The organism is Roseinatronobacter monicus, from assembly GCF_006716865.1.
GTDB lineage: Bacteria > Pseudomonadota > Alphaproteobacteria > Rhodobacterales > Rhodobacteraceae > Roseinatronobacter > Roseinatronobacter monicus.
On record NZ_VFPT01000001.1, the window covers coordinates 500712 to 514663 of the forward strand.

Annotated in this window: 14 protein-coding genes; 5 read left to right on the forward strand and 9 right to left on the reverse strand. The window is 60.5% G+C overall.

Annotated features, from left to right (window positions below; genetic code table 11):
* Window positions 1-26 precede the first annotated feature (26 nt).
* Window positions 27-800 carry a glycosyltransferase gene (locus BD293_RS02110; protein ID WP_142079652.1) on the reverse strand — a complete coding sequence of 258 codons (774 nt, stop codon included), beginning with the start codon at window positions 798-800 and terminating at the stop codon, window positions 27-29.
* A gap of 104 nt (window positions 801-904) precedes the next feature.
* On the opposite strand from BD293_RS02110, the gene neuC reads away from it, so the two are divergent.
* From neuC to BD293_RS02125, 3 genes are all read left to right on the forward strand, one after another.
* Window positions 905-2026: a UDP-N-acetylglucosamine 2-epimerase gene (gene neuC, locus BD293_RS02115; RefSeq protein WP_142079653.1), complete on the forward strand. Its 1122-nt coding sequence runs from the start codon at window positions 905-907 to the stop codon at window positions 2024-2026.
* Window positions 2019-3272: a 3-deoxy-D-manno-octulosonic acid transferase gene (locus tag BD293_RS02120; RefSeq protein WP_170207032.1), complete on the forward strand. Its 1254-nt coding sequence runs from the start codon at window positions 2019-2021 to the stop codon at window positions 3270-3272. Before neuC ends, BD293_RS02120 begins: the two co-directional genes overlap by 8 nt.
* Window positions 3273-3446: 174 nt before the next feature.
* Window positions 3447-4778: a 3-deoxy-D-manno-octulosonic acid transferase gene (locus BD293_RS02125; protein ID WP_170207033.1), complete on the forward strand. Its 1332-nt coding sequence runs from the start codon at window positions 3447-3449 to the stop codon at window positions 4776-4778.
* Here BD293_RS02125 and BD293_RS02130 read toward each other — a convergent pair.
* The 8 genes from BD293_RS02130 to BD293_RS02165 all read right to left on the reverse strand — a co-directional run bounded on the left by BD293_RS02130 (window position 4765) and on the right by BD293_RS02165 (window position 12431).
* A complete protein-coding gene (locus tag BD293_RS02130) occupies window positions 4765-5478 on the reverse strand; it encodes an acylneuraminate cytidylyltransferase family protein (RefSeq protein WP_142079656.1) in 714 nt (237 codons plus the stop codon). The genes BD293_RS02125 and BD293_RS02130 overlap by 14 nt on opposite strands.
* Window positions 5475-6368, reverse strand: coding sequence for a hypothetical protein (locus tag BD293_RS02135; protein ID WP_142079657.1), 894 nt, complete (start codon window positions 6366-6368; stop codon window positions 5475-5477). Before BD293_RS02135 ends, BD293_RS02130 begins: the two co-directional genes overlap by 4 nt.
* A gap of 195 nt (window positions 6369-6563) precedes the next feature.
* On the reverse strand, window positions 6564-8210 hold the full coding sequence (locus BD293_RS02140) for an acyl-CoA synthetase (RefSeq protein ID WP_142079658.1): 1647 nt from the start codon (window positions 8208-8210) through the stop codon (window positions 6564-6566).
* Between the two features lie 4 nt (window positions 8211-8214).
* Window positions 8215-9015 carry an enoyl-CoA hydratase gene (locus BD293_RS02145; protein ID WP_142079659.1) on the reverse strand — a complete coding sequence of 267 codons (801 nt, stop codon included), beginning with the start codon at window positions 9013-9015 and terminating at the stop codon, window positions 8215-8217.
* Window positions 9016-9040: 25 nt separating this feature from the next.
* Window positions 9041-9490: an OsmC family protein gene (locus BD293_RS02150; RefSeq protein ID WP_142079660.1), complete on the reverse strand. Its 450-nt coding sequence runs from the start codon at window positions 9488-9490 to the stop codon at window positions 9041-9043.
* Between the two features lie 30 nt (window positions 9491-9520).
* Complete coding sequence (locus BD293_RS02155; protein WP_142079661.1) at window positions 9521-10663, reverse strand: glycine cleavage T C-terminal barrel domain-containing protein; 1143 nt, start codon at window positions 10661-10663, stop codon at window positions 9521-9523.
* 162 nt (window positions 10664-10825) lie between these two features.
* The gene (locus tag BD293_RS02160; protein ID WP_142079662.1) at window positions 10826-11317 is read right to left on the reverse strand and encodes an Lrp/AsnC family transcriptional regulator; all 492 of its coding nucleotides are present in this window, start codon (window positions 11315-11317) and stop codon (window positions 10826-10828) included.
* Window positions 11318-11504: 187 nt separating this feature from the next.
* The gene (locus tag BD293_RS02165) at window positions 11505-12431 is read right to left on the reverse strand and encodes a helix-turn-helix transcriptional regulator (RefSeq protein ID WP_142079663.1); all 927 of its coding nucleotides are present in this window, start codon (window positions 12429-12431) and stop codon (window positions 11505-11507) included.
* 84 nt (window positions 12432-12515) lie between these two features.
* On the opposite strand from BD293_RS02165, the gene BD293_RS02170 reads away from it, so the two are divergent.
* Window positions 12516-13211, forward strand: a complete 696-nt coding sequence (locus tag BD293_RS02170; protein ID WP_142079664.1) for an ABC transporter permease — start codon at window positions 12516-12518, stop codon at window positions 13209-13211.
* Entirely contained in the window at window positions 13208-13951 is a 744-nt protein-coding gene (locus tag BD293_RS02175) for an ATP-binding cassette domain-containing protein (RefSeq protein WP_246086184.1), read from the forward strand. The genes BD293_RS02170 and BD293_RS02175 overlap by 4 nt, the downstream gene beginning before the upstream one ends.
* The last annotated feature ends 1 nt before the right edge of the window (window position 13952 follow it).

The following is a 13952-nucleotide window of genomic DNA, read 5'->3' on the forward strand; positions in this document are numbered from 1 at the left end:
TTGATCCCATACAAGCGTGGATTTAGCTAGATTTTCCCACCAAAGCGCTTCCAATATTCCGCCATCCAAGCGACACGCCCGCGCCCGTAGTGCGGAAAGACATCCCAGTTTCCGGCGGGCGGATGCACCAGATCAATGGGGCGCGGCTGGCCATGGAAACACAGGATGCGCACCGATGGGTCCGGCGGGTAGGGGCCGCGAAAGCGGTCGATAATCAGTGGCGGGCGCAGGTGGTTCTTGTAGCTCTTGATCCAGTCCTGTGGCCAGAAGGCAAGTGGTCCGGCCTCTCCTGCGATGAAATCTTGCTCCAGGCGGTAACGCGCCATCAGCGCGTCACGATTGGCCGCGAAGCGTTCAAGCATATCCGCATGGGCACCCGCATCGAAGGCGAAAACCGAAGACATGGGCCGTGGAACACCATCATTGTGCCGCCAAGGGCCATGGTCGAGCATGACCATGCCCTTTTCCCATGTGAAAAACGAATCCAGCGCCCCCCAGATGACCATATCCAGATCAATGAACAGAACCCGCCCCTTGATCCCATAAAGGTCGGGTACAAACATCGAAAGCTTCGGCCAGCCGCCGCCTTTCCAATGGTGCGGTTCCAGTCCGATATCGGGGATCGGAAAATGCTCGATCCGGGGGGACAGGCCTTCGGGATCATCGGTCAGGCAGACAAACCGGAACGACCCAGAGATGTTTGCGCGTGCTGCATTGAACAGCACGTTGACATAATCGGCACTGTATAACGTGCCCCATTTGATACATAAAACCGTGCGATCCATGCTCTTTGCCTGCATTTTCGTCATCCGCTGATAATCGCAAGGGCAGAGCATGTCCACAGCGCAGTCTTGCGGGTGGGGGGACAGGGTTGTAACGTTGTTTTCCTGATCCGAGAGTTTCCATGACCCGCCACATCCTGTTCCTTACTGGCACGCGTGCCGATTTCGGCAAGCTGGAGCCATTGGCCGCTGCTGCGCGGGATGCGGGGCATCGGGTGACGTTTTTTGTCACCGGCATGCATCTGATGGACCGCTATGGTCTGACGGTGAATGAAGTGCGGCGCATGCCCGGCGTGGTCGTGCATGAATTCCTAAACCAGCGCCCCGGCGATCCGCAGGATATCACGCTGGCCAAGACTGTGACCGGGTTTTCGGATTATGTGACCGAACACCGCCCCGATCTGATCGTGCTGCATGGCGACCGGATCGAAGCACTGGCCGGCGCGCTGGTGGCGGCGACGAATTACATCGCCTCTGCCCATATTGAGGGGGGCGAAGTCTCGGGCACGATTGACGAGATGTTTCGCCATTGCAACACCAAGCTGGCAACGCATCATTTCGTGTCATCCGAAGGCGCGCGGCGGCGTGTTATGGCGATGGGGGAGCCTGCCGAGGTGATCCATGTCATCGGCTCGCCTGAGTTGGATTTTCACGCGGGGCCATCCGGTGTCAGCATCGCGGACGTGCGCGCGCGTTATGAGATCGCCTTTCCCGAGTATGGCATCGCAATTTTCCATCCTGTCACCAGCGAACAGGCAAGCATGGCCGCACAGGCGCGCAGCCTCTTTGGCGCATTGCAGGCCTCAAACCGCCAGTTCGTGGTGATCGCACCCAATAATGACCCCGGATCCGAAGCGATTTTCGCAGTGCTGGACGGTTTGCCGACCGATCGTTTTCGGGTCATCCCATCGATGCGGTTTTCGCATTTCTCGGAATTGATGAAAAACGCGGCCTGCATGGTCGGCAATTCCAGCGCAGGCGTGCGCGAGGCGCCGTTTCTGGGCCTGCCGTCGCTGGATATTGGCACACGCCAGACCAATCGCGCCCTTGCGCCGACTGTCGCTGTCTGTGCGGCAGATGATACCCCTGCAATCGAGGCGTTTTTGCGCAGCCAATGGGGCCAGCGGTCGCGCTCGGACACGGCCTTTGGCGAAGGACGCGCGGCGGATTGTTTCCGCGCTGTTCTGGCCGCGCCTGATTTCTGGGAGCGCGGATTGCAAAAGGCGTTCAAAGACCTTGGCTGAGCGCGACCCCTCTGGGCTGCTGTTACGCGCCTATCTTCTGGCCAGCCATACTGTGCCCCTCTTTGCCCCAAACCTGCTGCGCCGTCGCCTGCGGCGGGGCAAGGAAGACGCGGAGCGCTGGCAGGAAAAACTGGGCAAACCCACGCAGCCACGCCCTGACGGCCCGGTCATCTGGCTACATGCCGTGGGTCTGGGCGAGGTGCTGGCCCTGCGCGGGCTGATCGAAGAAATGGGTGCGCAGCGGCCCGATGTTACGTTTCTGGTCACATCCACCGCGCGCTCATCCGCGCAGGTGATAGGGGTCAATCTTCCGCCGCGCACCCTTCACCAGTTCCTGCCGCTTGATGCGCCACGCTACCTTGCGCGGTTTCTCGATCATTGGCGGCCATCGCTGTCGGTCTGGGCAGAGCAGGAACTTTGGCCGGGTGCCGTGGTCGCGGCGCGGGCGCGGGGCATTCCGCTTGCGCTGATCAATGCGCGGCTGACAGAGGAAAGCCATGCCAAACGATCTAGGTTGCGCGGGCTCTATGCAGACATGCTGTCGCGCTTTGCCCATATATCTGCGCAGGATCGGGCGACTGCTGACCGACTGGCCAGCCTTGGCGCGCGCGGGGTTGAACTTGGCGGGTCGCTGAAACCTGCGGCCCCCCCGCTTGGGGTGGATGCGGCCGAGCTGGAGCGTTTGCGTGCCTGCCTTGCGGGGCGCAAGGTCTGGGTCGCGGCCTCAACCCATCCGGCAGATGAACGCGCGGCATTGGCGGCAGCGCAGGCGCTGCCTGACCGGCTGCTGGTGCTTGTGCCGCGTGATATCGGGCGGGCCGACAGCATAGCGGCGGAACTGTCCGCGACAGGGCTGGCGTATCTGCGGCGCAGTGCGGGGGGGCTGCCACAGCCCCAGACGCGGGTCTGGCTTGCTGACAGTTACGGGGAACTTGGCCTGTGGTACAGGCTGGCCGACGCGGCCCTGATCGGCGGCAGTTTCGATGCGACAAACGGGCATAACCCGTGGGAGGCGGCAGCGCTGGATGTGGCGATCCTGCATGGCCCAAAGGTTTCGAATTTCGCCGCAGATTACGCATCCCTTGCACAAGCGCAGGCCGCGCGACAGATCGCACCCGCAGAGCTTGCGCGGGCCTTGCAAGACCCCGATCTTGCAGCACTCGCCCCGCGCGCGCGCAAACTGACCGAACACGCACGCGGCAACCTTGCGCCATTGGCGCGCAAGTTGTTGTCACTGGGTGTTTAGGCGCACCTGTTTGGGGGTGCCGCGCCGAACGCGCCTCACTTGGCGGTTTTGAGAGCGCATATCGTCGACATTCCGGTTTGAACCCTGTAATCGCTGTGAAATATTTGCCAAATGGTATGTTAGCTTGCGGGCGGTCAACAAGATCGAGGGCCGCGCAGTATGAGAAGCCAGAGAATGATCCGAGCCACCAAAAGCGCTGTCCTCGTGCCGTTTCTTTTCCTCTGGTCTGCGATCTGGACGCTTGGGTTGCCGGTGTTGCTGCTGTATCTGCGCAGACGCGCGCGCAAAGATCCTGAGTATTTTGCCCATTTGTCGGAACGGTTTGGCCGCTACCGCGACCCTATGGAGGGCTGTGTGTGGATACATGCTGTCAGTTTGGGGGAATTGCGTTCTGCCGTGCCGCTTATTCGGGGGTTGCTTGGTCAGGGCGAGCGGATTGTCGTCACGCATTTCACACCGGCAGGGCGACGCGAGGCGGAACAGGTCTTTGCGCAAGAAATCCAAGCGGGGCAGCTTCGGCCAGTTTGGGTGCCGATCGAGACGGCATGGGCGTGGCGCGGGTTCTTTCAAGCATTCCAGCCCAAATTCGGGCTGGTGATGGAAATAGAGATATGGCCGCGCATGGTCTTTGCGGCGCAAGATGCGGGGGTGCCGCTGTTCATGTGCAATGCGCAATACCCAGTGAAATCCCTGACGCGCGATTCAGGGGGCCTTCGGTTGCGCCAGAAGGTGATGCAGGGCTTTGCGGGTGCGCTGGTGAAATCGCAGATGCAGGCGGACCGCTTTGCCTCGGTCGGGGTGCGCAATATCGCCATAACGGGTGAGCTGCGTTTCGATCAACCGGTGCCGCAAGCGCTGGTGAAGGCAGGACAGGCCGCGCGGCGCTGGATCGGGGCGCATGACCGCCGCGTGATCTGCATCGCAAGCGCGATCGAGGGGGAGGACGCGGTCTATCTTCATGCGATTGCTGCCTTGCGCCGCGAAGCGATGGCGCGGCAACAGGTCATGCCGCTGTTTGTCTATGTTCCCCGCCGCCCGGAGCGGTTTGATCTTGTCGCGAGCGCCTTGCAAGACGCAGGGTTGTCGGTGTTGCGCAGGTCTGCCTTCGCGGGGGAGTTCATGTCCGACAGGTGGGGGCCTGTGCCTGACTGCCCGGATGTCTTCTTTGGCGATTCATTGGGCGAGATGTATGCCTATCTCTCGATGGCGGATGAGGTGATTGTCGGGGGCGGTTTCAACCCGAAGGGCGCGCATAACATTTCGGAAGCTCTGGTTTTGGGCCGCCCTGTCGTCACCGGCCCGCATGTCCATACAATCGAATACCCCTTTGCCGAGGCCGAGGCGGCAGGCGTTGCGCGGTCGGTGCGCGATGCAGAAGAACTGACAGCGGTGCTGCTGTCGGACTGGCGCCCGGATAAGGGCCGGATCGAGGGATTTGTCGCCGCCCATTCCAATGCCACGGACAAAACCCTTGCGGCATTGCCCAAGCTTCTCAGACCTTCCTGACACCCTCATTCAACTGCTCTTGCAGCAGGAATTCCACCAGACGAAAATCATGTGGCATATCAATGTCGTGGCAGCGTTCTGCGGGCAGTTCAACCGGAATGACCCGCCCGTCATACAGCGTTTTCGCGCGCCGCAAGTAGTCGGGGGCCACAACATAGACAAGGCCCACATGTTCGTAAACCAGTGGTGCATTCTGGCGTGCCCAGACCCCGCCGGGCAATGATTTGGAAACCTGCAAGGCCCCCTGCGCATCCAGTTCCAGCATGTTGAAATAGGGGTTCTTGCGCGCTTCACACACGCTCATCACCATATCGGGGCGCGCGCTTTGGAATAGATCGAGCGCTGCGTCGATATCTTCGGGCAGGCGCAGGGGCGAGGTGCAATCAAGATCCACAAAGGCCGAAACCGCCCGCCCTGCTGCGGCTTCGCCCGCTGCCAGCGCATGTTGCCACACGCCCCATTTGGGGGCCGCGTCCGTCGCCAGTTCTGCCGGTCGCAACCCGATCTCCAGCGCGCCGCGCTGTATGGCGTGGTCATAGATCGCCGCATCATCTGTCGAGACGACGACATCTTCGATACGTGGGTTGGCGAAAAGCTGGTCAAGCGACCAATCAATCAGTGGCTTGCCGCAAATGTTACGAAAGTTCTTTCCGGGCACGCCTTTAGAGCCTTTGCGCGCGCCGATATGGCCGAGGATCATTGCGGGGCGTCCTTGTTTGCCTGAAGGATACGGTAATAGTTTTCCAGTTGCATCTTGACCGGACCAAGTGCCGCCTCGGACCAGATCAGCCGTCTGCCCTTACGGTCTACGATCTCGGCCCCATCTGCAAGGGCGAGCAGCGCCTCGCCCTTCACTTCGATCCCCGGCAGCGTGACCGCAATCAAGCCATTCCAGCGCTTGCGCACCCACGGCAGCGACGCGCGCCTCAGGATCAGCCAGCGCCAAGGCAGCATGAATTCGGTCGGCAGTTTCACAGCCATGCGGCGGGGGATCGCGCGCATGTTTGGCTGGTTGGCCCAACTCATAAAGCGTTCATCCGCAATCATGGGCCGAACACCATTTGGCCCATGCTGGGCCTCCAACTCTCGAAAACGGCGCGCGATATGGGTGCATTCCGCAGGATGGAAAACCACAATCGAAGAATTGCCCCGCGCATATCGCTGCCCCAATGTGACGCGATGCAGAAAACGGGCGAAAGAGCTGAAGGGCAGGAGTGCACTTTGCAAAATCGCAACTGTCTTGCGGTTGGCCATCCCCCCCAGCAGACGGGCAAGATTGCCGAAAACCACCGTGTCGATATCGACGAAGATCGCGGGCATATCCGGCGGGACCAACCCTTCTTCAAAGATGCACAGTTTTGCCTGACAGCCGCTGCCCCTGAATTCAGGGCGCAGGAAAAATTCCGGCATCTGGCGTTGTATGACATCTGGATCAAGCCCGTCGCGGATGTGATCGGTCAGCAGCACGACGCGGGCGGGTGCGGGGTTAGACTGGGCGCGGATTGTCGCAATCAGATGACTGACATCCGAAACCGGATATTTCGTCCCCCAAAGCACAAGGATCACTTGCCATTCTTGGTCGGGTGTCATGTTTGAAACTCTGTTCGGGTCATCGCCGAAATCACTTAATTGGATGCTGAAGCAAATCTCTTACCCGTAAAACACAGCGCGCCGCAAGCAAGGCATGAGGGCGCGCAGGCAAAAACCCATAGCGCTATGGATGCTCGGGCCATGAACGGACTGGCGCGCGGCGTCTAGTTTCGGGGTGCCCTCAAACAGGCACAGTCATGCGTCTGCGCTGGCCGCAATCTTCTTTGCTTCGTCACGCAACAGGAATTTCTGGATCTTGCCTGTAGAGGTGCGTGGAATCGACATGAAAACAAACCGCCCCGGCACCTTGTAGGGCGCAAGCTGGTCGCGGCACCATTGGCGCAATGTCTCGCCATCGGCCTGCTGACCTGCGCCAAGCTCGATAAAGGCACACGGCGTTTCACCCCATTTCTCATGCGGCATGGCAACCACGGCCACCACTTCAACCGCCGGGTGCCGATAGAGCGCTTCTTCGACTTCGATGGAGGAGATATTCTCGCCGCCCGAGATGATAACATCCTTCGAGCGGTCCTTGAGCTGGATGTACCCGTCCGGGTGCCGGACCCCCAGATCGCCCGAGTGAAACCATCCGCCCGCAAACGCGGCCTGCGTCGCATCCGGGTTGCGGAAATACCCTTTCATCACGACATTTCCGCGAAACATGACCTCGCCCATAGTTTTGCCATCGCGGGGCACGGGGGTCATGGTTTCCGGGTCCAGAATATCCAGCGCTTCCAACGCCAGATACCGTACACCCTGACGAGATTTCAGCGCGGCCTGCGCGTCGGCGGGCAGCTCAGACCATGCTGCGTTCCAGTCATTGACGACCGCAGGGCCATAGGTTTCCGTCAGCCCGTAGAGGTGCGTGACGTCAAAACCCGCGGTCTTCATATCCGCCAGCAGTTTTTCGGGTGGCGGGGCGGCTGCGGTGAAGAACTGCACGGTTTGCGCAAGTCCGCGTTTCTCTGCCTCGGGTGCCGAAATCATCAGCGACATGACAATCGGCGCGCCGCATAAATGGGTCACACCCTCATCAGCAAGGGCATTCCAGATCGGTTCGGCGCGCACCTGACGCAGACAGACATGCGTGCCGATAATGGCGGACAAGGTCCATGGAAAGCACCAGCCGTTGCAGTGAAACATCGGCAAGGTCCACAGATAGACCGCGTGCTTCTGCATTGAGGTTGTCAGCGCATTTCCCTGCGCCAGAAGATAGGCGCCGCGATGATGCGACACCACACCTTTGGGGTCGCCCGTGGTGCCGGATGTGTAGTTGATTGCAATGGCGTCCCATTCATCTTCGGGCATCAGCCACGCGAAATCGGGATCACCTGTGGACAAGAACGCCTCATAATCCGTGGCGTCCGTTGCGGTTGGCGGGCCGGTGAATTCCGGGTCGTCATACTGAATGACCAGCGGCTTGCGGGTGGCCAGCGCAAGCGCGTCTTGCATCAGCGGCATGAATTCGCGGTCCACGATCACGATGTCGGACATGGCATGGTCCAGCTGGAACGCGATGATCGCCGCGTCCAGTCGGGTGTTGACCGAATGCAGCACGCCGCCGCACATCGGCACCCCGTAATGGCATTCCAGCATTGCAGGGGTGTTGGCCAACATCGCCGACACAGTATGCCCGCGCCCGATACCCGCCTGCGCCAGCGCAGAGGCGAGTTGGCGCGCACGCGCGTAAAATTCGGCATAGCTGCGCCGCAACGCGCCGTGAACGATGGCGGTATGATCTGGGAACACGCTTGCGGCGCGTTCCAGAAAACATAGCGGCGTCAGGGGCTGATAATTTGCCGAGGTGCGGTCCAGCCCGGTATTGTAGGGGTTCTGGGCCATCGTGTCAGGCGTCCTGCCACTGGGGCGCGCGCTTCTCGACAAAGGCACCAATGCCTTCTTCGGCATCGCGGGCCAACATGTTGTCCACCATGACGGTCGAGGCGAAGTCATAGGCGGCAGACAGCGACATCTCGCGTTGTGCATAAAACGCGCGCTTGCCTGTGGACAGGGTCATACTGGATTTCGACGCGATCTTGCGGGCCATTTCAAGCGTTGTATCTTGCAAGCCGTCGGGGGCGACAGCGCGGTTTATCAAGCCGATTTCGGCGGCGCGCGCAGCCGATGTCATGTCGCCGGTCAGCAGCATTTTCATCGCGTGTTTGGCCGATACATTGCGCGACAAGGCCACCATTGGTGTGGAGCAGAACAACCCGATATGCACGCCCGGTGTGCTGAATTGCGCGGTATCTGCGGCAACCGCCAGATCACAACTGGCCACCAACTGACAGCCAGCGGCGGTGGCAATGCCTGTCACCTCGGCGATGACGGGTTTGGGGCAGCCGACAATGCCCTGCATGACGCCCGAGCATTGGGCCATGACCTTGGTGAAATAGGCGCGGCCCCGATCCGGGCCTGCGCGCCCGGCAGTCATTTCCTTCAGGTCATGACCTGCGCAGAATGCAGGGCCATTCGCGGCCAGAATGATGACGCGCACGTCTGGATTATCGCCCGCCTCTGCAAAGGCTGTGCCCAGTTCCGTCAGCATCGCCTCGGACAAGGCGTTGCGCCGCTTGGCGTCATTCAGTGTCAGACGCAGGATGCCGTCTTCGCTCAGTTCACGCAGCAGGATATCAGTCTTTTGCACGGGGTCAGATCCTTTTCAAAGCACTCTACAGTATGTTGACTTCCACACTATCAGAAAGCGTGTTCGCAATGAAGCAATAGCGATGCGCGCGGTGCTGCATTTGTGCCAATTCGGTCGGATCAAGGGTGAACCCTGTATCAAAGCGCACCACCGGATGCAGATCAATCTGCGTCACCGCCATCTGGCCCTTGGCGTTCTTGCCCAGATGGGCCGTTGCGTGGTCGTGGTAGCTGGCCACCGGCCAGCCCGCCTTGGCGGCCAGCGCCAGAAAGGTCATCATGTGGCAGCTCGACAGGGCAGCGGCCAAGGCCTGTTCAGGGTTGGTGTGCGCGGGATCGCCGCCCCAGTCGGGGGCGGCGTCCACTTGCACATCAAAACTGCTGTTATATTGCACTGTGTGCGCGTTAGAGAATTTGCCTGTGTGCAACACAGGTCCAGCGCGCTGCCAGTGCAGATCGATCGAAAGGTCAGACATGTTCGAGGCACCTTGTCTTGGCCGGTACGCTCAGGCGGCGGCAATCTTTTTGCGGGGGTCGTAGAAGGGGCGTTCTACAATGGTGGCGCGGGTCGGGCCTGAACTGGTCCAGACTTCCACCTCTGCGCCGATATTGGCGTAATCGGCATCGACCATCGCCAGCGCGATGTTCTGGCACAGGCGCGGGGAATACACCGCAGAGGTCACTTTGCCGATATCTTCGCCATCCTTGTTGATGCCCCAAAACCGCGTGTTCGGCCCCGGAAGCGGCGCGCAATCGAGAATCAGGCCAATCTGCTTGCGGCGCGGTCCTTGCTGTTGAATGCGGCGCAGCGCGGCCTTGCCGATGAAATCGGCCTCTATGTCGAGGTTCACCAGACGGTCAAGGCCCAGCTCATACGGGTTGGTGTTGATATCTGCATCCGCATGATAGGACAGCATGCCGCCTTCGATGCGGCGGATGGACGATGTGTGACCGGGCTTCAGGCCGAATGGCATACCCGCCACCATGATGCGTTCCCACAGCGCATCACCTTTCGCACCATCGCGCAGATAGATCTCGTAGCCTAACTCGCTTGACCAGCCCGTGCGCGATACGATCAGCGGGATGCCGTCCAACTCGACCTCGCGCAGCCAGTAGTAGCGCAGGTCCATGATGCTGTCGCCGAACAATTCGCGCATGATCTCGCCCGATTTGGGGCCTTGCAATTGCAAGGGCGAGACATCTGGCTCGCAGATCGTGACATCAAGACCGGAATGCACCGCGACACCTTGTGCCCAGAGCAGGATGTCGCTGTCTGCCAGTGAAATCCAGAAATGGTTTTCTGCCAGACGCAGCAGGATCGGATCGTTCAGAACACCGCCCTCGGCATTGGTGATCAGGACGTATTTGCACTGCCCGACCGCCATCTTGGACAGATCGCGCGGGGTCAGCATCTGGACAAACTGCGCAGCATCCGGGCCAGTGATTTCGACCTGACGCTCCACCCCTACATCGCACAGGATCGCATCATTCACGAGGTTCCAGAAATTCTGTTCGGGGTCGCCGAAATCGCGGGGGATATACATGTGATTGTAAACAGAAAATCCTTTGGCGCCCCAACGCACGGTGGCGTCGAAATAGGGCGATTTGCGGATCTGTGTGCCGAACCCGAAGTCATCTGCTTGCGTCATGTCTCTCTCCCTTGCTTATCGGCAGCCCTACCCGCTGCACGAAGTCTGATCGTGACGATCTTGTAGTAGAGATTGCAGGGTGTATCCGGGCTGAAGAAACGCGCGACGCAGACTGAACAGACTATTTTTTCGCCCGTTCCCAGACCGTTCAGACGGGGGCGTTTATTTGGCGGCCTTGCCTGTCAGTTTTGCAAGATTGGGGGGGATTGATTTGACCCTGCGCGACGCGATGTAGGTCATGTAGCGATCCACGCCCAACTCATCTGACAGCATGGCGTCCATCACTTCCTGAAACGCGGCAAAGCTGGCGCAGACAACCCGCACAATATAGTCAATGCCACCCCCTGTAGAGATGCACTCTGTGATTTCGTCTTGGGTTTTCACAAAGCTTTCAAAGCGGTCAAAATCCGCCTTGCGGTGATGGGTCAGCGAGACAGTGACGATGACTTCGGTAAAGTTGCAAACCTTGTCCAGCACAATGTCAGCGTGATAGCCGCGAATAAAGCCCGCCGCCTTGAGCCTGTCCAGTCGTGCCCAGCAGGGTGTTGGCGAAATATTGGCGATTTCGGCCAATCTGGTCTTGCTCAGTTGGCCATGCTGCTGAATCGCCGTGAGAATGCGAATATCAGTTGCATCAAGGCCAAGCCTCTTCATTCGGTCGAAACTTTCATTCTGTCATTCCACCACGGCAGGCCGCAGCAAGCGGTGCCGCGCCATATGATCTGCTTCTACTGCGCATATCTAGAGATTGAGATCATTTTTGCGACCACTTTTACAACAAGCGCGTCGGTAAACCCCCATCCATGCCGGTGGCGAAGTGCAAGAACTGGCAAACCCCCGCTTAACCATTCCACAACACATGGCCAAGGTCGGTCAGGTCGTATCCGCCCAAGTGTTCCGCCCGTTTGGCAAAGCTGTCGGAGCGCGCGAAACTCAGAAGGCGCTGGATATGTGGTTCAAAATAGTCGCGCCGTTTCATGGCCAGATCGAAGCTCTCATTCGTCAGCAAGGGCAGAAAGCCCAGATGTCCTGCTGCGGCTTGCAGGCCAAGACCGCAATCCGCCTCGCCGGTTTCGATCAGCATGGCCAGATCGGCATGGGTTTCGGCGGGGCGCTCGGTGGTGGTCAGGTCCGCCATTGTCAGCCCTTCGCGCGCAAGCAGCACTTCCAGCAACCGGGTCGAGCCTGCACCTTCGGCGCGCAAGGCAAAGCGCAAGCGGCGCGTAACGGCATCTTGCAGGCCGGTTATCCCCAAGGGATTGCGCGCCGCAGTGATCATACCTTGCACGCGCCGCGCCCAATGGATCAGGACATGGCTTGAGCTCGGCAAATGTGCTGCCGCAGCTGACAGGTTCCAGCGCCCGCTGTCAGGGTCTATCAGATGCAGGCCGGCCAGAACTGCGCGGCCTGCCGCCAGATCGTCCAGCCCCTGCGCCGATCCGCGCGCAAGCACCGCCAGCCCGCTGCCCGATTGGCGCAATGCCCATTCCAGCAACGGATCATTAGACCCTGCGTAAATGGGTGGGGCGGGCGCGATTCCGCTGGCGGGCAATTCGGTCTGCGCCTCCAGCCAGGCATCGATCAGCCGACGCGGGAAAAGCAGTTTGCCGGTGGCGCGGCTGAACGGGATCGTTTGGCGGGCGACCATTTCATAAATCGTGCGTTCCTTCACCCGCAGGTAATCCGCAACCTCAGCCGTTGTCAGCATGGGGGAGGGTGCGCGCGACAAATCAAGGGGTGTTCCGGGCAATGCGTCCTGCGTATCCATGAATTTTCCTGCAAAATTTACATATTTGATTTATAATTTGTTTTCTGTTTCTTTTCTACTTCTTTCTGCAAGGAATCCTCGTGCATGGACAGCCCGTTCGCAACCGCGCTTAGCCTGATTGCCAGTGGCGATGCGGCCCTGATGCAGATCATCGGCTTGTCGTTGCAGGTCACGCTGACTGCGGTGCTGATTGCCTGCGTTGTGGGTCTGCCCTCGGGTGCCGCGCTTGCGCTTGCGCGGTTTCCGGGGCGCGGGGTGGTGATCGTGGCCTTTAACGCACTGATGGGGCTGCCGCCCGTGGTGGCGGGGTTGCTGGTGTATCTGATGCTGTCGCGCTCCGGGCCGTTCGGGTCGCTTGCGCTGCTGTTCACGCCAACGGCGATGATTATCGCCCAAACCTTGCTGATCCTGCCCATCGTGGTGTCGCTGACGCGCTCGGTGGTCGAAGACCTGTGGGCCGAATATCGAGAGCAGTTGCGCTCGTTGGGGGCAGGGCGCTTGCGGGCAGTACCGACGCTGCTGTGGGACGGGCGCGTCAGTCTGCTGACAGGTGTGCTGGCCGGTTTCGGGCGCGCCAGCGCCGAGGTGGGCGCTGTGCTGATCGTGGGCGGCAATATCGCAGGCCATACCCGGACCATGACCACCGCTATCACGCTGGAGACAGCGCGGGGGCAGCTTGGCCTTGCGGTGGCGCTGGGGATCATCCTGATGGTGCTGACCCTGACCCTGAACGCCGCTGCGTGGTGGGCAGGGCAATGGGCGCGGGAGCGGCTGGGATGACGGGCGCGCGCGATCCTCTGTGCAGTGCTGATGCCCCCATTCTGCCCCTGTCGCTGAAGGGGGCCGGTTACACTGTCGCGGGCCAGACGCTTTTGCAGGACATCACCTTGCGCATTGAAGCGGGGCGCAGGTTGATCGTCATGGGCGCGAATGGCGCAGGCAAAAGCCTGTTTTTGCGCCTGTGCCACGGGCTGATTGCGCCGACAGCGGGCCATTGCGACTGGGCGAATGGTGCGGTGCGCGCGCGCGAACAGGCGATGGTGTTCCAACGACCTGTCCTGTTGCGCCGGTCCGTTGCGGCCAATCTGGAATATCCGCTGACGCTGATGGGGCTGGCACGCAAAACGCGCCGTAACAGTGTTGCGCAGACGTTGGAGCGGTTCGGGCTGAGTGCACTGGCCAATCGCCCCGCGCGGCTTTTGTCGGGCGGCGAGCAGCAGCGGCTGGCCTTGGCACGCGCATGGGCCATGCGCCCGCAAGTGCTGTTTCTGGACGAGCCATGCTCGGCACTCGACCCGTCCGCCACGCGAATTATTGAAGAGATGGTCGCGCAATTCTCAGACGACGGCATCACCATCGTCATGAGCACGCATGATCTGGGGCAGGCGCGGCGACTGGCACAGGACGTGGCCTTTCTGCATCGTGGTCGGCTGAGCGAACACCGCCCGGCCGCCGCGTTCTTCGCAGACCCCATAGCCCCAGAGGCCCGCGCCTTCCTTGCGGGCGATCTGGTCTGGTGAC

What these genes read in the sequence shown, in the direction of transcription:
- BD293_RS02110 (WP_142079652.1), bottom strand. Translation starts at nt 800, where the DNA reads ATGCAGGCAAAGAGCATGGATCGCACGGTTTTATGTATCAAATGGGGC.
- neuC (WP_142079653.1), top strand. Translation starts at nt 905, where the DNA reads ATGACCCGCCACATCCTGTTCCTTACTGGCACGCGTGCCGATTTCGGC.
- BD293_RS02125 (WP_170207033.1), top strand. Translation starts at nt 3,447, where the DNA reads ATGATCCGAGCCACCAAAAGCGCTGTCCTCGTGCCGTTTCTTTTCCTC.
- BD293_RS02130 (WP_142079656.1), bottom strand. Translation starts at nt 5,478, where the DNA reads ATGATCCTCGGCCATATCGGCGCGCGCAAAGGCTCTAAAGGCGTGCCC.
- BD293_RS02135 (WP_142079657.1), bottom strand. Translation starts at nt 6,368, where the DNA reads ATGACACCCGACCAAGAATGGCAAGTGATCCTTGTGCTTTGGGGGACG.
- BD293_RS02140 (WP_142079658.1), bottom strand. Translation starts at nt 8,210, where the DNA reads ATGGCCCAGAACCCCTACAATACCGGGCTGGACCGCACCTCGGCAAAT.
- BD293_RS02150 (WP_142079660.1), bottom strand. Translation starts at nt 9,490, where the DNA reads ATGTCTGACCTTTCGATCGATCTGCACTGGCAGCGCGCTGGACCTGTG.
- BD293_RS02155 (WP_142079661.1), bottom strand. Translation starts at nt 10,663, where the DNA reads ATGACGCAAGCAGATGACTTCGGGTTCGGCACACAGATCCGCAAATCG.
- BD293_RS02160 (WP_142079662.1), bottom strand. Translation starts at nt 11,317, where the DNA reads ATGAAGAGGCTTGGCCTTGATGCAACTGATATTCGCATTCTCACGGCG.
- BD293_RS02165 (WP_142079663.1), bottom strand. Translation starts at nt 12,431, where the DNA reads ATGGATACGCAGGACGCATTGCCCGGAACACCCCTTGATTTGTCGCGC.
- BD293_RS02170 (WP_142079664.1), top strand. Translation starts at nt 12,516, where the DNA reads ATGGACAGCCCGTTCGCAACCGCGCTTAGCCTGATTGCCAGTGGCGAT.
- BD293_RS02175 (WP_246086184.1), top strand. Translation starts at nt 13,208, where the DNA reads ATGACGGGCGCGCGCGATCCTCTGTGCAGTGCTGATGCCCCCATTCTG.